The sequence below is a fragment of the Embleya sp. NPDC020886 genome (assembly GCF_044333915.1).
Taxonomy (GTDB): Bacteria; Actinomycetota; Actinomycetes; order Streptomycetales; family Streptomycetaceae; genus Embleya.
Map to the genome: position 1 here is coordinate 263440 of NZ_JBIRRX010000009.1, position 19270 is coordinate 282709.

A 19270-nucleotide genomic window follows, 5' to 3' on the forward strand; every position below is an offset into this window, starting at 1 on the left:
ACCGACCACCCCGCCGGCGAGCCCACCCGGGGCTCGCCGGCGGCGGCGTCACCGCACCCGGTCCGCAAGCGCGTCGGTGTCGGTTCGGCGCGAGCAGCAGTCGGCGTCGTGTGGGGGCGTGGGGTGGTGGCGGCGGTGCCAGAAGGGGGTGTGGGGCCAGCGTTGTTCGGCTGTGTAGGCGTGGTGGTGGTTGCGGTGGTAGGCGTGGCGTAGGTCGGCGAGGCGGGCTTGGTAGGTGTCGGGCGCGTCCCGGTGGCCTGCGAGATGTGCGTCGACGGTTTGACCGGCGGTGAGGCCGGTGTACAGGGCGGTGAGGATGCCCTGGGCGGACACCGGGTCGAAGGCGGTTGCGGCGTCGCCCGCGGCGATCCAGCCCGGGCCGCAGACCCGGTCCAGGTGGGCGCCGTGTGCGGGGGCCCGGCGCGGGAGTACGGGCGACGGCAGGGGCCACCCGGCCAGTCGTCGGCCGATCTCGGTCGTTTCGGCGAGGCGGGCCCGGAAGCCGGCCGAGTCACCCGCTCGCGCGGTGGGCAGATCGGCGTCGGTGAAGTAGGCCACCAGGCGCCGATTGCCGGGCACCAGCGCGGTGTACCACCAGCCGTCCGGCCCGGATTCGACCACCGTACTCGCGTCGGCGTCGCACGCGGTGGGATCGACCAGGGTCAGGTGCAGCGCGACCAGGGCGTCGTGGGTGTGCCGGCGGGCGCCGCCGCTTCCGGTCGCGACCGCCGCTCGGCGCCCGGTCGCGTCGACGACCCAGTCGCAGCACACCACTTCGCGCCGGTCGGGCCGACCCAGCGGCACCGACCAGGTGCCGTCCGGCCGGCGCATCGGCGCGCCGACCGGGGTGCGCTCGGCCACCTCGGCACCGGCCGCCCGGGCGCCGTCGCGCAGGCGGCGGTCGAACAGCGGGCGATCCAGGTGCCGGCCGGGCCCGTTCGGGTCGTCGATCGCGGAGACCGTGACCGGCTGCGGCGACCCCCACACGGACAGCGTGGCGTAGCAGGGCAGATGGCCCGCCCCGGGTACGTGCTCGCCGACCCCCAGGTCGGCCAGCAGCACCCGGGCCGCCCCCGGCAGCGCCTCGCCGATCGCCGGCGGCCCGCCACCCGCGTCGGCGAGCAGCACCGAACGACCCGCACGTGCCAGCGTGATCGCCGCCGCGGCGCCGGCCGGCCCGCCACCGGCGACCACGACGTCGTACCGCCGCCGGGCCGGCGGCGCCCCGACCCCGGTCACGGGCGAAGTCCGCACGAGCCGACGCCGCTCACCCGCACGGCACCTCCACCGCCACGCCGTTCGCGGGCAGGTCCGTGCCGCCACGCGGATGCGGCTCCCGTCACTGCGAATCCAGGTAGGGATCGATGTTGTCGACGTAGCCCACCGTGACGTCCGCTGCGTGTTGCCCCGTGGCCTCGGCGACATCGCGGATCACCGGCTCGTCGGGGGCCGGTTCCGGGACGTGCACGTTCACCAGGTTGTTGGCGTCCCGGGCCTGGTCGAACGGCGGTTGCGGCGGCGACTCGACCTGCATGCGGGCCGGGAAGCGGCCGTCGCCGACCGTGTAGGGCCGCACTTCGACGATGCCGAGCTTGTACCAGCCGTCGATCATCTGTCGGCGCTGCGCCTCGGGCGTGGTCCCGGTCAGTCCGCGCAACCACACCGCGCGGTGCGTGAACGCGGCCTCGCGATCGCTCGAACCGCCACTGTCCGGCCGGTTGACCTTCTCGTAGTCGCTTTGTTTGAGCACGTGGTTGGGCACCCGTGCGGGCCAGAACGTCGGTACGTACGGGTCGTAACGCGGCCCGAGTCCGGCCTGCGACTCGTAGCCCGCGCGGCAGCCCGCCGTGTCGGTCTGCCAGGGCACCGCCATCCATCGACTGAGGTCACCCGGTCCCTGCGCGTACAGCGGGCCGTCGGGGGCCAGCGCCTTGTCCGGGGTGAGCGTGTTGCCGTAGTCCGGATCGGGATCGCCCTCGGGCCGCGCCCTGATCCGGAACGGCTCGGCGAACATCGTCGCGTGCCGGATCGGCCAGGTCACCTCGATCCCGGGATGGAACGCGTCCGCGACGCAGAAGTCCAACGCGGCCCGATCCAGCAGCCCCGGTTGCGCGGCCGGCGGCGCGTCCTCCACGCGGTGCGGGTAGCCGGCGAACGGCGACGCGTCGAAGTTCCCCTGCGACCAGGCCAGCAGCAGCCGGTCCTGGGTCGGCGACAGTGTCATGTACTGGCGCACCGTCCGAGGCACACTGGCCATGCCGTCGCCGTAGAGCCAGGGCCACGGCATCGGCGACTTGTCGTCGCGGTTGTAGTCGCGCAGCGCGGTGTACACCTGCCGGCGCACCTCGCGATGCTCGATCGCCGGACTGGACAACCGGCGCAACGCCTCGGGGGCGAGGAAGTACTCCGGACCGGCCCAGCCGAATTTGGCCGCGAACCCGGCGTTGACCCACTGGAGTTCGCAGAACCGGCGCAGGATCGGTTCGATGTGCTCGCCGAACGAGACCCGGGCCGGGAACGGCAGTTGGCCGGTGCCGACGAACACGTCGAAGAGCAGGTCGTAGAGGGTGCGTACGGTGCGCAGGTCCGGCGCGAAGTTGGGTGGCGCGACCACCACCCAGGCCGGATCCACCGGCACCGAGACGCCGTCGATGGTGACCGACGCGGTCACCGGCCCATCGGAAATGTCGTCGTACCAACCGTCGTTGTTCGTTACCGAGGCCGGCGGCGTGTGATCGGGCGAGCCGGCGGCGCCGAGCCCGCCGAGCACCACCAGTCGGCCGTGCTCGTCCGTGCGCATCTCGCCCAGCGGGACGTCGACCCGACCCAGGAAACGGCCGCCGGTGAACGGCACCCGCCCACCGGGCGTGGCGTTCAGCGTCTTGCGGCCGGGATCGATCACCAGCGACCGGCGATCGGTGACGCTCGGATTGCGCCGCGCGGACGGCCTGGCCGCCGGATCCCGCGAGTCCGGGATGTCCAGCGGGAGCTGGAACTGGTACCACGCGGCCTTGCGATTGGCCACGTGTACGCCCCAGGTGATCCGGGTGCCCGGGTCGGCGACCGTCACCTCGCGCACCACGTGCCCGTCGGCGGCGTGGCCGTACAGCCGGAATCGGGCCGCCTGGCGCTTGATCGCGCCGTCCGCGTCCTTGGTGAAGCCCGGTGGGGTGGGCTCCGGGTCGGGGGTTTCGGGTCCGTAGTACCAGCCGTCCGGGCGCGTGCTGTTGCCCACGCGCGCAATGCCGATGGCCGGATGGATGCGTACTCGGACGATGCGGTCGTCCGTTCGCCTGTTGCCGTCCCGATCGCTCACAGCACTCCCGTTGCTCTCGTCCGCCCACACCGCCGGGCCCCAGGGGCCCATCCGGGGTGTGCTGGTTCCGACGTGCGATCACACGCCGGGTACGCGCGCAACTCCACGCTGTCCAACCACGATCGCCGAACGCAAGACCCAGTCGGGTGACACCTTCCGGCGGACCCCGGCCGGCCCGGTGCGCCCGATCGGCTCTGCGCCGCCGACCTCGGATCCGCCGTCCGGGTGACGAACGGCACGGTGGGGACCGTGGGTCGACGGTTGTCCGCAGGGTGCGCTCTCTCATACGCTCCGGACGCCGACAGGTTCGTCGGCGCACCGCGATCCGTACGGATCGACTTGCCACAACTGCATGTTCGAAGCCCAGGGGAAGCCGGTCGAAATCCGGCGCTGTCCCGCAACCGTGGGTGGTGATCGACAGGTCGCCACGAGTCGGAATGCCTGGGTTGCTCGATCTCGAAGGCTCCAGGTGTCGTGGACTGCACGCTGAAGCCCGGATTCCGCGGCCGATGCCTGCCTTCGGCCGGATGCCGGGACTCGTCGTTCCCGCCGTCCGCGCCCGCGTCCACCGCACGAAGGGAATCCGTCCGTGAAGCTTTTCCGGAACAAGGGGCGTATCGGCCGACTGGTCGGCGCATTGGCCCTGTTGGTGCTGCCCGCCACCGCGCAGGTCACCGCGGCGGCGCCGAGCGCGTACGCCGTGGACACCACCAAGGGCAGCGCCGGGGTCTGCCCGAGCAACGACGGCGTGACCGTGATCGTCGACTTCCAGGAACTCGGCGGTGCCACGATCGTGCGTTGCGCGCCGGGTGACCAGGCCACCGGACTGGCCGCGCTCAAGAACGCCGGATTCGAGACAGCCGGTACCGCCCGCTGGGGCGAGGCGTTCATCTGTCGGATCGAGAACAAGCCCGGCCCGGCCACCGAACCCTGCCTGAACACGCCGCCGGCCAACGCCTATTGGTCCTACTGGCACGCGCCGAACAACGGCACCTGGACGTACAGCTCGTGGGGTGCGTCCAACCGCAAGCCCCCGCCGGGCAGCTTCGAGGGTTGGTCCTTCGCCAAGGACCGGACCGCGTCGACCAACCCGCCGCCGCGAGTGGCCCCTTCGCGGTAGGTCGATCGAACTCCGGCCCACCCGGGGCACTCGGTGCCCCGGGCCCCGCGTCGTCGCCCGCCCGGATCGGCGAGCGGCGACGCGGGTGTTGCGAATCCTGGTCAGGACGCGGACGACGGGCAGTGCAGGGCCGGCGCGCCCGGCCGGGCCCCGGCGGCGGTCAGGTCGGCGAAGCCGGTGCCGGCCAGGCCCAATACCGCCTGGGCGGTGGCCCGGGTGGCGGTGGCCGGGTCGAACCCGGTCGCGTCGTACGCGATCGCGCCTCGCGTGGCGGGCGGGCCCGAGCAACCCACCTGACGCCCGCCGAGGAACTGCCGCGCGGTCAGCCCCGGCAGCACCCGCCACGAGGAGAGCAGCGCCTGCCCGGCCAGGCCGGTGCTGTTGGCGTTGGACGTGACGGCGCCCGGCGTGGCGAAGCCGCCGTCGGAAAGCTGGTGCGCGACCAGCCAGTTCAGTCCGGCGGCGGCCTCCTGGTGGCGGCCCGTGGCGGCCAGCGCCTGCACGCTCATCGCGGTCGAGTCGGCGTCGGCGGTGCACGTCGCGAGGCCGAAGTTCAGCGGGAAACCGCCGTCGGCGCAGTGCGCGCCGGCCAGGAAGTCGACCGCTGCGGTCGGTGCGCCGGCGGGTGTGCGGTCCAGGGCGAGCAGAGCGAGCGACTGGCTGAAAGCGTTGCTGTAGTCGCCCCACGGCGAGGTGTCGGTGAACCGGCCCGAGGGTTGTTGCAGCGCGCGCAGCCGGGTCGGCAGGTCCACGCCGCCGAAGTTGCCAGGGTTCGTCCCGCGCACTTCGGCCGCGAGCAGCACCTTGGCGGTGGCGCCGGCGTAGGCGTTGGTGGTGCCGTCGCCGATGTAGCCGGACAGGATCTCCGGACGGGCCAGCCACGCGGTGGCCTTGGCACCGTTCTGCTCGGCCACCCCGGCGGCGGCGAACGCCAGCACCGCGTCGATGGTCAGCCCCTGGTCGGGGTAGGTCACCCCGTCGAAGGTGGCCTCGAAGCGCTCGCCGTCCACGAGTTGCCGGGCCAGCCAGCCGGCTGCGGCCTGAGTGCGATTGCCGGCCGGGAGCGAAGCGGTTGCCGACCGGTCGGCCGGCGTGGGGGCGGCGCCCGCGGTCGCGGGTACGACGGCGGTCGCGGCGGCGAGGAGCAGACCGCCGAAGAGGGCGGAGATCCTCCGGCCGGGGCGGGTGAGCGTCATGGTGAAGCCTTTCCGGGCCTGCGACGCGGCATGCCCGGCGAAGCCGCCACGCGTTCGACCGCGGGCCCGAAGGCGGGACGGTCTCGGCCCGGCGGCGCGAGGGCTCCGCCCCGTAGACCACGACAGGGAATGGAGATGGAACGCTCCGGCCCCAGGCATTCGGGCTCGCCGTCACGCGGACGGACCACCGCTGCGGGTCAGCGCCGGAATCACACCGGACTTTCCCTGCGGCCGAAGATGACACGGGTCGCCGCGCCCGGACCGGTCGGCCACGACGGTGCCCGGGAGCGCACGGCACCGTCGCGCCGAGGGTCCTCGGACGAGACGCTGCGCACTCTACGGAAAGTTCGCCGCGGGCGGTAACTCGCTTTCCGGCCAAGGGCTTCGGCGATGCCCACCTCGACGGGCAACACGCTCGCCATGCCGAACGCGGCGCGACGACCGGCATCGGCCGGGCGCAGCCATCGGCAACGGCCGGGCGCAGTAGCCGGAAACGGCCGCCGGATCGCGGCCGAAGCCGTCGGTGGTGACCAACGGCACGGCGTCGGGCGGACGCGAACGGTTGTCCGCGAGGTGGTGTGTCTCATACGCTCCGCACGCCGGCGCATGTCGTCGGTGTTTCTCAACTGCATAGTTCGAAGCCCAGGGGAAGCCGGTCGAAATCCGGCGCTGTCCCGCAACCGTGGGTGGTGACCGACAGGTCACCACGAGTCGGAATGCCTGGGTTCGTACGTTTTGAAGGCTCCAGCGGTCGTGGACTGCACGCTGAAGCCCGGATTCCACCGCCGGCGCACCCATGTCGGTCGGATGCCGGGACGCGTGAAGTCCCGGAAGGATCCCTGATGTTCCGGTTCACCGTTGCACCCGCCTGCGCCGTCGCGGTCTGCGGCGCAGTGCTCGTTGCCGTCGCCCCCGTCCTGTCGGCCTCGGCCGACGTCGCCAACCCGCATGCCGAGGCCGCCGCCGCGGCGGCGAAGTGGCAGGCCGGGGAACTGGTCGCCGGCGGCATACCCGGCTTCGCCGGCTCCGACTGGGGCCTGACCATCGACACGATGATGGCGCTGGCCGCCACCCGTTCGGAACCGACCGCGCTCGGCGCCGCGGCCGACGCGGTGGCCGCGAACGTGCGCAGGTACAACAGCGCCGAGGAGTGGGGCCTGCCCGGTTCGCGGATCGCCGGCGCGACCGCGAAGGTGTTGTTCGCCGCGGTGGTCGCGGACCGCGATCCGACCAGGTTCGGCGGCCTCGACATGCGTGCCGAGACGCTCGACCTGATCGCCGGGGCCGACGCGGGCGAGGACGCGGGCCGGATCCGGGACAAGCTCACCGGCAGCCCCGACTCCGGCAACACGTTCGGCCAGTCGCTGGCCGTGCTGGGTCTGGCCCGCAGTGGCGGGGTGCCGCAGAGCGCGGTGGACTTCCTGATCGCACAACAATGCCCGAGCGGGGGATTCCGGCTCTATCCGGGCCGGTTGGGTAGCACCGGCGCGACCTGCCAGGACACTCCGACCACCGTGCTGGACCCGGACTCGACCGGCATGGCTGTCCAAGCGCTGTTGTCGGCGGCGGCCGAGAGCCACTCGGTCGGCGCCGCGAGCGCGGCCCGCAAGGGTGCGGACTGGCTCAAGTCCAGGCAACGCGAGGATGGTTCGTTCGGCGGTTCGGGTCCGACCGCGGCCTCGAACAGCAACAGCACCGGCCTGGCCGGCCAGGCCCTGCACGCGGCCGGCTACGCGGTCGAGTCGGACCGGGCCGCCGCGTGGGTGCTGGGGCACCAGATCACCAAGGACAACGCGGGCGCCGCCGACAAGGAAATCGGCTCGATCGCGTACAACGCGGAATCCCTCGCCTCGGCCCGCGCGGACGGCATCCCGGAGTTCCAGCGCGACCAGTGGCGCCGGGCCACACCGCAGGCGCTGCTGGCGCTCGCCGACGTCCCGCTCGGCGACCTGGGCAAGGCTCCGCCCCGGCCCACCGGTACGACCGGCACGTCGAGCACCGCCACCGCGACGACCTCCGCGACCACCACGCACACCGCGTCGGCCGGCGCCTCCGCCACCTCCTCCGCGACCCGTTCGGCGGCGACGAACTCGCCGAGCCCCACCACCTCGGCCGGTCGGACCGCGAGCGCCTCGGCGACCACCACCGCCACGCCGCCCGCTTCGGTGTCCGGCGGGCACACCGGTACCGGGTCCGGATCCGGCTCCGGCGGCGGCCGGTTGGCCCGAACCGGCGCACGGATCGGCGGTCCGATCCTGCTCGCGGTCGGCCTGGTCGGTGCCGGCATCGCGGTACGCGCGGGCGCCCGCCGCCGGAACGGGGAGCACACGTGAGGATCACCGCACATCGTGCCCGGATCGGCCGCCTGGCCGCGGCAATGACGCTCCTGTCGCTGCCCGCGACCGCGCAACTCACCGTCTCCGCACCGGCCGCACACGCGATCGATCCCGGCAGGGGCACGCCCGGATTCTGCCCCGACCGCAACGGCGTGACCGTGATCGTCGACTTCCACGAACTGGGCGGCACCACCATCGTGCGCTGCGCACCGGGGGAACAGGCCACCGGGCTGGCCGCGTTGAAGAACGCCGGCATCCGGATCACCGGGGTCGCCCGCTGGGGCGAGGCGTTCGTCTGCCGGGTCGAGGGCAAGCCGGGCGCCGACTCCGAGCCGTGCATCGACACCCCGCCCGCCTCCGCCTACTGGTCGTACTGGCATGCCCCCAACGGCGGTTCGTGGACGTACAGCCAATGGGGTGTGCTGAACCGCAAGCCCCCGATCGGCAGTTTCGAGGGCTGGTCCTTCGCCAAGAACAAGACCGAGACCACGAATCCGCCACCCCGGCCGGCCCCGGCCCGCCCCACGCCCGAGCCGACCCCGAATGTGCCCGAGCCGGAGCGCCCCCGGCCCGAACAGCCCAAGCCCGAACAGCCCAGGCCCGAACAGCCCAAGCCGGAACAACCCGGTCCCGATCCGGCCGGCAACCCGCCACCCGTCGGCGGCCCCGACAGCACCCCCGGCACCGCATCCGTCGACCCGCTCGCCCCGGGCCCGGGGGTCGCGGGCAACCCGATGGAGACCGAACCGCCACCCGCCGCCCCACCGGTCCTGGACCCGTCGCCGGCCGGCACCGAACCCGGGTCCGGCGCACCCACCGCCGCCCGGCCCTCCGGCACCACGCCGGCCGGCGCCACCTGGACCGGCGGCGAGGAATCGGCCCGGACCGACGAGCACGGCATCCCGATCACCACCCTGGTCGGCATCGGCCTGCTCGCCGTGCTGTGCGCGGGTGCCGCCTTCACCATCGTGCGACGGCGACGCGCGGCGAGCGGAACACGTTGACCGGGGCCGCGGGTTCGGCCCGGTCGAGCGTGGCCGCGCGCCTTGCCGCCGGCCGACTGCCCCGCACCGTGCATCCCGGCGCGTGGTGGATCTGGGCGCTCGGCCTGGCCACGGCGGCCAGTCGCACCACCAACCCGCTGCTGCTCGCACTGATCCTGGCCGTCGCCGGATACGTGGTCGCCAACCGGCGCGGTGATGCCCCGTGGGCCCTCGCGTTCCGGATGTACCTCTTCCTGGGCCTGTTCGTGATCGTCATGCGGGTGTTGTTCCGGATCCTGTTCGGCGTCGGTGCGGCGAGCGGCCACGTGCTCCTCGACCTGCCCGAACTCCCGCTGCCCGCCTGGGCGGCGGGCATCCACCTGTTCGGCCCGGTGGTCCTGGAGCACGTGCTCGGCGGGTGCTACGACGGGCTGCGCCTGGCCACCATGATCGTCTGCCTGGGCGCGGCCAACGCGCTCGCGAGCCCCAAGCGCATGCTCAAGGCGGTGCCGGCGGCGCTGTACGAGGTGGGAGCGGCGGTGGTGGTCGCACTGTCGGTGGCCCCGCAGTTGGTGGAGAGCGTGCAGCGGGTGCGTCGGGCCCGCCGGCTGCGCGGTGGCGCCCAGCGTGGCATGCGGGCGTTGCGCTCGATCGCCATCCCGGTGCTCCAGGACGCGCTGGATCGTTCGCTCGCGCTGGCCGCCGCGATGGACTCGCGCGGCTACGGCCGCAACCGGCATCTGCCCCGGACGATCCGGCTGCTCACCGGCGTGCTGACGCTGGTGGGCCTGATCGGCGTGTGTGTCGGGGTGTACGCGCTGCTCGACGGCGGTGCCCCGCGCCGGCTCGGCGCGACGATGTTGCCCGGCGGCGTCGTGATCGCGGGCATCGGCTTCGTGCTGACCGGCCGGCGCATCGACCGCAGCGTCTACCTGCCGGACCGTTGGCGGCCGGCCGAGTTCGTCGTGGCCGGCTGCGGGATCGGCGCCGGCGCGCTGGTCCATCTGACCGGCCGGATCGACGCCGGCAACCTCTACCCGTCGCTGAGCCCGTTGGCCTGGCCGGAGTTGGCCCCGCTCCCGGCGCTCGCGCTGGTCGTCGCGGTGTTGCCCGCGTGGCTGGCCCCGCCGCCGAGCGAGACGCCCCGCTTCGGCACGAACGTACCCGTACCGGCACCCGCACCCGTGCCGGGACCACCCGCCCGGATCGGCGCGCCGGCCGACCCGACCCCAACCGGCCCCGCCGGCAAGGAGAACTCCGTCCGGTGATCCGGTTCCACGACGTCACCATCAGCTATGCCGACGCGCCCGCGCCGGCCCTGTGCAATGTCGAACTCGCGATCCCCGAGGGCGAGTTGTGTCTGGTCGTCGGGCGCACCGGAGCGGGCAAGTCGACCCTGCTCGGCGCGATCAACGGCCTGGTCCCGCACTTCACCGGCGGCACCCTGCGCGGGCGCGTGCTCGTGGACGGCGTGGACACCCGCACGCAACCGCCGCGCGAGTTCGCGCACCTGGTCGGCGTGGTCGGCCAGGACCCGCTCGCGGGCTTCGTCACCGACACGGTCGAGGAAGAACTTGCCTACGGGATGGAGCAGTTGGCGATCCCGTCGGCGGTAATGCGCAAACGCGTGGAGGAGACGCTCGATCTGCTCGGCATCGCCGAACTGCGGCACCGACCCTTGCGCACCCTTTCCGGGGGCCAGCAACAACGGGTCGCGATCGGTTCGGTGCTGACCGCGCACCCCCGCGTCCTGGTACTCGACGAACCCACCTCCGCACTCGATCCGACCGCCGCCGAGGACGTGTTGGCCGCGATCACCCGGCTCGTGCACGATCTGGGAATCACCGCGATCGTCGCCGAACACCGGATGGAGCGGGTGGTGCAGTACGCCGACCGCCTGGTGCACCTGCCCGGCGACCGTACCGTCCGCTCCGGCCCACCCGCCGAGATCCTGGCCACGTGCGACATCGCCCCGCCGGTCGTCGAACTCGGCCGACTCGCGGGCTGGTCGCCGCTGCCGCTCTCGGTCCGCGACGCCCGCCGGCAGGCCCCGCCGCTGCGGGCGCGGCTGGCCGACCGTATGCCGCCCGCGGCACCGGCCGGCGCCGGGTCGGCCGAGCCGTTGCTGAGCGCGCGGCGGATCATCGTCCGCTACGGCGACGTGATCGCGGTGCGCGGCCTGGATCTCGACCTGTTCCCCGGTCGGGTCACCGCGCTGATGGGCCGCAACGGATCCGGCAAGTCCTCGCTGCTGTGGGCACTCCAGGGCTCCGGGCCGCGCCAGGGCGGCACCGTGGACGTGGCCGGCGAGGATCCGGGCAAGGCCGCGCCGCATCGTGCCCGAGGTCTGGTCGGCCTGGTTCCACAAAGCTCCGGCGATCTGCTGTACCTGGAGACGGTCGACGCGGAATGTGCCCAGGCGGACCGGGAGTCCGCGGTCGCGCCCGGCTCGTGCCGCGCCCTCCTGGACCGGATCGCGCCCGGCGTCGACGGCGCACTGCACCCGCGCGACGTCTCCGAGGGACAGCGGCTCGCGCTGGTGCTGGCGATCCAACTCGTCGCCGCACCACGGGTGGTGCTGCTGGACGAGCCCACCCGGGGTCTCGATTACCACGCCAAGCGACGGTTCGTCCGGGTGGTGCGCGAACTCGCGGACGCGGGCGGCACGGTGGTCCTGGCCACGCACGATGTCGAGTTCGTCGCGCAGGTGGCCGATCGGGTCGTGGTGCTGGCCGACGGCGACCTCGTGGCCGACGGCCCGACACCGGACGTGGTGGTGTCCTCCCCGGCGTTCGCACCGCAGGTGGCCAAGATCCTGGCCCCGCTGCCGTGGCTGACCGTCACCGACGTGGCGGCGGCCCTGCGCCCCGACCCGGCTCTGCGCCCCGAATCGGCCCCGCGCCCCGACCCGGCACCGGACCCGGACCGTACCCCCGCCTCGAACCCCGCCCGCGACCAGGAGCCGACCCGATGAGCCCCCCGGCGCCGCCCCCGCCCCCGCCCGCGACCCCCACCGCGCGCACCAGCGCGATCCGGATCACCCCGCGCACCGCGCTCGTGCTCACCATCGCCTCGATCGCCGGCCTGGCGATGTTCCTGTGGCCGCTGTTCGCCTCACCGGCGCCGGAATCCGCGGCGCACTCCGGCGACGCGCCGCTGATCTTCGCGGTCACCCTGCCGTTCGTGGTCGCGGTGGTACTGGCCGAACTGACCAGCGGCGGCCTCGACTCCAAGGCGCTGGCGATGCTCGGCGTGTTGTCCGCGATCAACGCCGCGTTGCGTCCGCTGGGCGCCGGAACGGCCGGGATCGAAACGGTGTTCTTCATGCTCGTGCTCGCCGGGCGGGTGTTCGGCCCCGGCTTCGGCTTCGTGCTCGGCTGTACGTCCCTGTTCGCCTCGGCTCTGTTGACCGCCGGGGTCGGGCCGTGGTTGCCGTTCCAGATGCTCGCCTCGGCCTGGGTGGGACTGGGCGCGGGCCTGTTGCCCCAGCGGGTGCGCGGCCGTGCCGAGATCGTCATGCTGGCCGGCTACGGCGTCTTCTCCGCCTACGCGTTCGGCTTCCTGCTCAACATGTGGTTCTGGCCGTTCCTGGCCGACGCGCCGGGCATGGTCGGTCCGGCGTTCGTCCCCGGTGACGCCGTCCTGGACAACCTGCACCGGTTCTTCGTCTTCACCGTGCTCACCTCCACCTTCGGCTGGGACACCGGACGCGCGATCACCAACTGCGTCGCGATCGTGCTGGTGGGCCCGGCAGTCCTGGCCGCTCTGCGCCGAGCCGCCCGCAAGGCCGCCTTCGAGGCCCCGATCACCTTCGAACCCGCAACGGCCGCCGATTCCGCGAGGCCCGCAGCCCCCGACGACCCGCCGCAGCCACAGCCGAAGCAGTCCTAGCCCACCGAAGGCCCCACCGCGGCCAGAGTCGAGGAAGGCCCACCCGGCGCAACGCCCGCCGCCGCCCGCCCGCCCCCACCGGCGTCGCCGCCACCCGCCCCCGCCCCGCCCGCCGCCGGCGCGATCCGCAGCCGCAACGCCGCCGCCTCGCGGGCATACCGCCGCACCGGGAACTCGTCCGTGTCGGCCACGGCCCCCAGGATCCGCACCGCCGCCGCGGTCGCCTTGACCGCCGCCTCCACCGCGGCCGGCTCGGCCACCGACGCCTGCCGCGTGTACGAGATGCCCGCGTCGCGGCGCCGAGCCGCGTCCAGGTAGATCGCCCGGGCGGAGTCCACCGCCCCCGCCGGCTCGACCAGCAGATGCCGATCGACGCGGGTCACGAACGCGCCCGCGACGTCCAGCGCGGCCTGGGCCAGCCCGGTCGCGCACGCCGCGCCGCCCAACCGACCCGCGTCCAGCAGGTCGAAGGCGATCCGCAGCCCCCGACCCGGCGCCCCGATCAGCCGCTCCGGCTCCAGGTACACCCCGTCCCAATACGCGGTGGTGGTCGGGATGGCACGCAGCGCGGTCGTCTCCTCGGGCGCACCGAAGTAGAGGTACTCGTCGGCGCCCGGAGCCAGGAAGCAGGACACGTCCGGCCGGGCCGGGCCGGTGCGGGCGAACACCGTGTGGAAGTGCGCCCGCCCGCCGTGCGCGACGGCGAACTGGGTGCCCTGGAGCAGATGCCCGCCCCGGGTGCGCTCGGCTCGGCAGGTGACCGCCGAGGGGTCGGCGCCGACCTGCGGCTCGGACCGGCTGCCGCCGCCGGTCAACGCGCCGTCGAGCATGCCGGGCAGCCACTGTTCGCGCTGCGCGTGGGTGCCGTGCACGGCGGTCGGCAGGCAGGCCAGCGTGTGCACGTCCACGGCGCCGGCCACCGCCACCCAGTACGCCGCGAGTTCCTCCAGCACCTGGAGGTAGACCTCGTACGGCCGGCCGCCGCCCCCGTATGGCACCGGGTAGGGCAGGCCGGACAGGCCGGCCCGGCCCAGCGCGGCGAACAGGCCGGTGGGATAACTCGCGTCGGCCTCGCACCCGGTGACCCGGGACGCGAGTTCCCGGTCCGCGAAGGCCCGGGTCCGGGCGATCAGGTCGTGGGCTTCGTCGGTGGGGAGCAGACGATCGACGGGCACGAGGCATCCCTGGGGTGGACGGGCGGGCCGGGAAGGAGGCCCGGGACACCTGGTGCCGCGGCCGGGGACGGCTCCCGAATCGGCGGCGCGGACCCGCCGGACCGAGGCCGGGGGATACCAGGACACCTGCGCACGGTAGGTGCCCGGCCGGGGGTCCGGGATCGTCCGGCGCGACAAAGCCGAGCCGCGTTCTTCGTCGCGGGCCACCTATGGCCTCACCCACATGTCGGTCGGGAAGGGATCCGGTGGTGGGCGGTCGATCCGGAAGTTCCGCGGGCCGGTCGTGGCTTTGGTGCCCGCTGACGGAAAGTGTCGACAGCATTGGTCATTCGGACGAAGAACCCGGTGCGTGGCGCGGCCTAGCGTCGCTCACACACCAACCGGAAGGACGCGATATGAGCGCCGAGCTGCACACCCGTGCCGTCGTGGCGGACACGCACAACGATCTCCTGATGGCAGTGGTGGAACGACCACCGGGAAGGTGGGCGAGTTTCTTCCGAGAGCAGTGGTTGCCCCAGTTGCGTGAGGGCGGGGTGGACATCCAGGTGCTGCCGGTATTCGTGGACGACCAGTTCCGCCCGGAGGGCGCGCTGCGCCGCACGCTGCGCATGGTGGAGTGTGCGCACGCGATCGCCGAGGGCAACCCGGACGCGGTCCGGCTGTGCCTGACCGGCGCGGACATCGACGCGGCGCTGGCCGAGGGCCTGATCGCGCTGGTGCTCGCGTTGGAGAGCGCGCCCGGGGTGGACGCCGACCTGGAGCTGTTCCGCACGCTGTACCGACTGGGCGTACGGGTCGCCTCGATCGCGCACTGGGGTCGGTCCGCACTGGGCGACGGCAGCGGCGAGGACGCCACCGGCAGCCGGCTCACCCACGCCGGCGTCGAGGCGCTGCGCGAGATGGAACGACTCGGCATCGTGTTCGACATCTCCCACCTGGGGGCCGTCGGTGTGGCGCACGTGCTGGAGCAGGCCACCCGCCCGCTGATCGCCACCCACTCCGGCGCGCGGGCGCTGTGCGATCACCACCGCAACCTGACCGACGAGCAGATCCGGGGCGTGGCCGCGACGGGCGGCGTCGTGTGCGTCAACTTCGTGCCCGACTTCCTGTCCGCCGACCGGTCGAAGCAGACCATCGACGGGCTCGTCGACCACATCGAACACATCATCTCCCTGGTGGGCGTCGAACACGTCGGGATCGGCCCCGACTTCCTGCGCGAAGTGCTCGCGGACATCACTCCGCCGTGCTGCGAGGGCGCCGACTACACCGGCGTGGACATCGCCGCCGAACTGCCCGGGTTGAACGGCCCGGCCGAACTGCCCGCGCTCACCGAGGTACTGGTGCGGCGCGGACTGGGTGAGAAGGAGATCATGGCGATCCTCGGCGGCAATGTACAGAGGTTGTTCCGCGCCGAGTTGGGTCTGGCCCGATGACCGGCACGACGGTCGGTTCGGCCGCGGGTGCGATCCCGTTCGACACCGACGCGATGCTGGCCGACCTGGCCGAGCTGGTGCAATGCGAGTCGTTCTCCGCCGATCTGGCCGCGGTCGCGCGCAGCGCGGAGGTGGTCGCGGCCCAGGGTGCGCGCCATCTCGGCGTGCAACCGCGCCGGATCGTGCTGGACGGAGTGACCCACCTCCAGTGGACGTTCGGCACCCCGCGCGTCCTGCTGGTCGGGCACCACGACACGGTGTGGCCGATGGGCTCGTTGGCCACCCACCCGTGGTCGGTGCTGGACGGGATCGCTCGTGGCCCGGGGGTCTTCGACATGAAGGCCGGCCTGGTCCAGATGTTCCACGCGCTCGCCTCGTTGCGGTCGCTGGAGGGAATCTCGGTGCTGATCACCGGCGACGAGGAGGTCGGCTCGACCACCTCGCGCGCCCTGATCGAGGACTCCGCGCGCGGTTGTGTGGCGACCTTCGTGCTGGAGGCGTCCGCCGACGGCGGGGCGCTCAAGACCGGGCGCAAGGGCGGCTCGATGTACGAGCTGATCGTGCACGGCAAGGCCGCACACGCGGGCCTGGAGCCGGAGAAGGGCGTGAACGCGGCGATCGAGGCCGCCCACCTGGTGCTCGCGCTCGACGCCCTGCCGGACCTGGTGGACGAGGGCGGCTCGGACGGTTGGCGGACCACCGTGACCCCCACCGTGGTCGCGGCCGGCGCGGTGACCAACACCGTCCCCGATCGGGCCCAGGTGACCGTGGACGTACGGGTGCCCACGATCAAGGCCCAGGAGCGGGTGGACGAGTTGATCCGCGGCCTGACCGCGACCGTGCCCGGCGCCCGGATCGAGGTGCTCGGCGGCGCCAACCGCCCGCCGCTGGAGGAGAGTTCCTCCAGTGCGCTGTTCGACCTGGCCGATCGGGTCGCGAGCGGCAGCGGCCTGCCGCCGCTGCGCGCCGCGGCGGTCGGCGGCGCCTCCGACGGCAACTTCACCGCCGGCATCGGCTGCCCGACCCTGGACGGGCTCGGCGCGGTCGGCGGCGGTGCGCACGCCGACCACGAGCACGTGATCGTGGCCGAGTTGGCACCGCGCACGCTGCTGCTCGCCGGCCTGATCGAGGCCGTGCGATGAGCGCCGTGGTCATTCGCGAGTTGCACGAACTCGACGAGATCGAGGAAGCGTTCCGCCTGTTCTGCGAGATCTGGGGAACCGGACCGGGCAACGCACCGATGTCCGTCGAACAGATGCGCGCCCTGTCGCACGCCGGGAACTACGTCGCCGGGGCCTACCTGGACGGGCGCATCACCGGCGCCACCGTCGGGTTCTTCGGCGCGCCCACCGCCCGCACGTTGCACTCGCACATCACCGGCGCCCGCGCCGGTCACGCGGCCGGCTTCGCGCTCAAGGTGCACCAGCGCAACTGGGCACTGGCGCGCGGCGTGGCCCGGATCACCTGGACCTACGATCCGCTGATCCGGCGCAACGCCCACTTCAACGTGACCAAGCTGGGCGGTCGCCCGGACGGCTACCTGCCCAACTTCTACGGCTCGGTGGACGACGCGATCAACGGCGGCACCGACACCGACCGCGCCATGGTGGTCTGGGACCTGGCCGCTCCCCGGGTGATCGCGGCGGTGAACGGTACGCCGACCCCGGTCGCGGTGCCGGCGGACGCGGTGACCGCGCTCGCCATCCGGGACGAACGGCCGCTGCTGGGCCGCACCGACGCCGAGTACCTGCTCGTCGAGGTGCCCCCGGACATCGAGACACTGCGCCGCACCGACCCCGGGGCCGCCAAGGAGTGGCGGCTCGCCCTGCGCGAGGTGTTCGGCGGACTGCTCGCCGACGGTGCCCGGGTGATCGGCTTCCAGGACAAGTCCCGCTACATCCTCACGCGCGCCGACTCCGCGTGATCCCCGCCCGACCCTCGAACAGGAGCTCAGCCACCATGAAGATCACCGGTATCGAACTGCGCCGGATCGCGATGCCGTTGCGCGCGCCGTTCCGCACCTCCTTCGGCGTCGAGACCGCCCGCGACATCCTGCTGCTGCGCGTGGTCACGCCGGAGGCGGAGGGCTGGGGCGAGTGCGTCGCGATGTCCGACCCGCTGTACAACTCGGAGTACGTGGACGGCGCGGTCGACGTGCTCAAGCGCTTCCTGATCCCGGCGCTGCCCGAACGGGTGGACGCGCTGTCGGTCAAGCGCGCACTGAAGCCGTTCAAGGGCCACAAGATGGCCAAGGCGGCCCTGGAGACGGGCGTCCTGGACGCGCAACTGCGCACCTCCGAGCAGTCGTTCGGCTCGTTCCTGGGCGCCTCCCGGGACCGGGTGCCGTGCGGGGTGTCCGTGGGCATCATGGACTCGATCCCTGAACTGCTGGACCTGGTCGGAGAGTTCGTCGACGAGGGCTATGTGCGGATCAAGCTGAAGATCGAGCCGAACTGGGACGTGGCGCCGGTGCGCGCGGTGCGCGAGCGCTTCGGTGACGACCTGCTGTTGCAGGTGGACGCGAATGCCGCGTACACGCTGGCCGACGCGCGCCAGCTCGCCAAGCTGGACGCGTTCGACCTGCTGCTGATCGAGCAGCCGCTGGCCGACGACGACCTGGTCCAGCACGCCCAGTTGGCCAAGCAGATGCGGACCCCGATCTGCCTGGACGAGTCGATCGAGTCGGTCGAGGACGCCGCGGCGGCGATCACCCTGGGCTCCGCGTCGATCATCAACATCAAGCCCGGGCGGGTCGGCGGCTACCTGGAGGCCAAGGCGATCCACGACCTGTGCGTGGCGCACGGCGTACCGGTGTGGTGCGGCGGCATGTTGGAGACCGGCCTGGGGCGGGCCGCCAACGTGGCCCTGGCCGCGCTGCCCGGCTTCGTGCTCCCGGGCGACACCTCCGCGTCGCGCCGCTACTACGCGACCGACATCACCACGCCGTTCGAACTCGCCGACGGCCATCTCGACGTGCCCACCGGTCCCGGCCTGGGCATCGACCCGATCGTCGACATCCTGGACTCGGTGACCACGTCCAGCGAGTGGATCAAGCTCTGAGCAGCCCGACCCGATCCGCAGCCGGCTCCCGAACTCCCTCGGGAGCCGGCTGCGAACCCTGCTCCGCGCACCCGACGGTGCCCGGTCGATCAGCCGATCGACCGGGCACCGTCGGCCCACGGAGCGGACGCGGGCATCCGCATCATGAGACGCGTTGGACGACGCGGAGCGGGTGTGCGAGGTTCGACCCCATGCGACGTCGGATGATTATTACCGGCAGCGTGCCGACACCGGGCTGACCAGGACGACCACTTCCCTGCGGCCCACCGTCCGCACGCAGACCTCTCGCGCTTCGCGAGGGGTCTTTCTGTTTTCCGGACCTCCTTCCGATCCGCACGAGCACTCGATCCCCTCGATCCCACCTCGACAGGAGCCCGATCCATGGTTGACGACGGCACCCAGGTCCTCGAAGTCACCCGGTCCGCGGACGTCGCCCCACCGCCGGGCGACCCCGGCCCCGTCGCCCTGCCCGGCGACGAGGACGCCGGCCACGCGCGCCTGGTGGCCCGGATGCGACACGGCCGCGGCGTGCTCGCCCGGGTCGCCTCCACGTTGAACAACCACGGCGTGCGCCGACTCAGCTACGTCTCCACCGAGTTCGGTGCGGCCACCGTCGAGGTCACCGTGAGCGCCCGGGACGCGGCCCGGGTCGAGGCGAGGCTGCGCCGGATGGTCGAGACGCTGGAGGTCACCCGGGCGGTTGGCAGAGATTGACATGAATCACCCGAGATCTCCATACTGCGGCTGTAGTCGATTGACT

At 73.0% G+C, this 19270-nt stretch carries 15 protein-coding genes and 3 riboswitches; of the genes, 11 read left to right on the top strand and 4 right to left on the bottom strand.

Annotated features, from left to right (window positions below; translation table 11 throughout):
• Window positions 1-48: 48 nt before the first annotated feature.
• Window positions 49-1239: an FAD-dependent monooxygenase gene (locus tag ACH4U8_RS29440; RefSeq protein ID WP_395781294.1), complete on the bottom strand. Its 1191-nt coding sequence runs from the start codon at window positions 1237-1239 to the stop codon at window positions 49-51.
• A gap of 100 nt (window positions 1240-1339) precedes the next feature.
• On the bottom strand, window positions 1340-3346 hold the full coding sequence (locus ACH4U8_RS29445) for a LodA/GoxA family CTQ-dependent oxidase (RefSeq protein ID WP_395781510.1): 2007 nt from the start codon (window positions 3344-3346) through the stop codon (window positions 1340-1342).
• 290 nt (window positions 3347-3636) lie between these two features.
• A riboswitch (cobalamin riboswitch) is annotated at window positions 3637-3780 on the top strand.
• Window positions 3781-3905: 125 nt separating this feature from the next.
• Between ACH4U8_RS29445 and ACH4U8_RS29450 the strand changes: the two genes are divergently transcribed.
• On the top strand, window positions 3906-4436 hold the full coding sequence (locus ACH4U8_RS29450; protein WP_360317158.1) for a flagellar hook-length control protein FliK: 531 nt from the start codon (window positions 3906-3908) through the stop codon (window positions 4434-4436).
• Window positions 4437-4537: 101 nt separating this feature from the next.
• Here ACH4U8_RS29450 and ACH4U8_RS29455 read toward each other — a convergent pair whose 3' ends face one another.
• Window positions 4538-5632: a peptidase gene (locus tag ACH4U8_RS29455; protein WP_395781296.1), complete on the bottom strand. Its 1095-nt coding sequence runs from the start codon at window positions 5630-5632 to the stop codon at window positions 4538-4540.
• A 153-nt stretch (window positions 5633-5785) separates the two neighbouring features.
• Window positions 5786-5859: riboswitch (cobalamin riboswitch) on the bottom strand.
• 419 nt (window positions 5860-6278) lie between these two features.
• Window positions 6279-6353: riboswitch (cobalamin riboswitch) on the top strand.
• A gap of 121 nt (window positions 6354-6474) precedes the next feature.
• Here ACH4U8_RS29455 and ACH4U8_RS29460 point away from each other — a divergent pair.
• Genes ACH4U8_RS29460 through ACH4U8_RS29480 form a run of 5 tightly spaced genes read left to right on the top strand, consistent with a single transcriptional unit; the run spans window position 6475 to window position 12842 of the window.
• Window positions 6475-7965: a prenyltransferase/squalene oxidase repeat-containing protein gene (locus ACH4U8_RS29460; RefSeq protein WP_395781298.1), complete on the top strand. Its 1491-nt coding sequence runs from the start codon at window positions 6475-6477 to the stop codon at window positions 7963-7965.
• Window positions 7962-8972: a hypothetical protein gene (locus ACH4U8_RS29465; RefSeq protein WP_395781300.1), complete on the top strand. Its 1011-nt coding sequence runs from the start codon at window positions 7962-7964 to the stop codon at window positions 8970-8972. The genes ACH4U8_RS29460 and ACH4U8_RS29465 overlap by 4 nt, the downstream gene beginning before the upstream one ends.
• Window positions 8973-9001: 29 nt before the next feature.
• Window positions 9002-10219 carry a CbiQ family ECF transporter T component gene (locus ACH4U8_RS29470; RefSeq protein ID WP_395781302.1) on the top strand — a complete coding sequence of 406 codons (1218 nt, stop codon included), beginning with the start codon at window positions 9002-9004 and terminating at the stop codon, window positions 10217-10219.
• A complete protein-coding gene (locus tag ACH4U8_RS29475; protein WP_395781304.1) occupies window positions 10216-11925 on the top strand; it encodes an ABC transporter ATP-binding protein in 1710 nt (569 codons plus the stop codon). Before ACH4U8_RS29470 ends, ACH4U8_RS29475 begins: the two co-directional genes overlap by 4 nt.
• On the top strand, window positions 11922-12842 hold the full coding sequence (locus ACH4U8_RS29480; RefSeq protein ID WP_379991259.1) for an ECF transporter S component: 921 nt from the start codon (window positions 11922-11924) through the stop codon (window positions 12840-12842). The genes ACH4U8_RS29475 and ACH4U8_RS29480 overlap by 4 nt, the downstream gene beginning before the upstream one ends.
• Here ACH4U8_RS29480 and ACH4U8_RS29485 read toward each other — a convergent pair.
• Window positions 12839-14017, bottom strand: coding sequence for an acyl-CoA dehydrogenase family protein (locus ACH4U8_RS29485; RefSeq protein ID WP_360317172.1), 1179 nt, complete (start codon window positions 14015-14017; stop codon window positions 12839-12841). The two genes, ACH4U8_RS29480 and ACH4U8_RS29485, sit on opposite strands and share 4 nt — an antisense overlap.
• Before the next feature lie 395 nt (window positions 14018-14412).
• On the opposite strand from ACH4U8_RS29485, the gene ACH4U8_RS29490 reads away from it, so the two are divergent.
• From ACH4U8_RS29490 to ACH4U8_RS29510, 5 genes are all read left to right on the top strand, one after another.
• Entirely contained in the window at window positions 14413-15450 is a 1038-nt protein-coding gene (locus tag ACH4U8_RS29490) for a membrane dipeptidase (protein WP_360317174.1), read from the top strand.
• Window positions 15447-16592, top strand: a complete 1146-nt coding sequence (locus ACH4U8_RS29495; RefSeq protein WP_395781306.1) for a M20 family metallopeptidase — start codon at window positions 15447-15449, stop codon at window positions 16590-16592. Before ACH4U8_RS29490 ends, ACH4U8_RS29495 begins: the two co-directional genes overlap by 4 nt.
• A complete protein-coding gene (locus ACH4U8_RS29500) occupies window positions 16589-17374 on the top strand; it encodes a GNAT family N-acetyltransferase (protein WP_360317178.1) in 786 nt (261 codons plus the stop codon). The genes ACH4U8_RS29495 and ACH4U8_RS29500 overlap by 4 nt, the downstream gene beginning before the upstream one ends.
• 35 nt (window positions 17375-17409) lie before the next feature.
• A complete protein-coding gene (gene menC / locus ACH4U8_RS29505; RefSeq protein ID WP_360317180.1) occupies window positions 17410-18510 on the top strand; it encodes an o-succinylbenzoate synthase in 1101 nt (366 codons plus the stop codon).
• Between the two features lie 381 nt (window positions 18511-18891).
• Window positions 18892-19224, top strand: coding sequence for a hypothetical protein (locus ACH4U8_RS29510; RefSeq protein WP_360321300.1), 333 nt, complete (start codon window positions 18892-18894; stop codon window positions 19222-19224).
• Window positions 19225-19270: the final 46 nt, after the last annotated feature.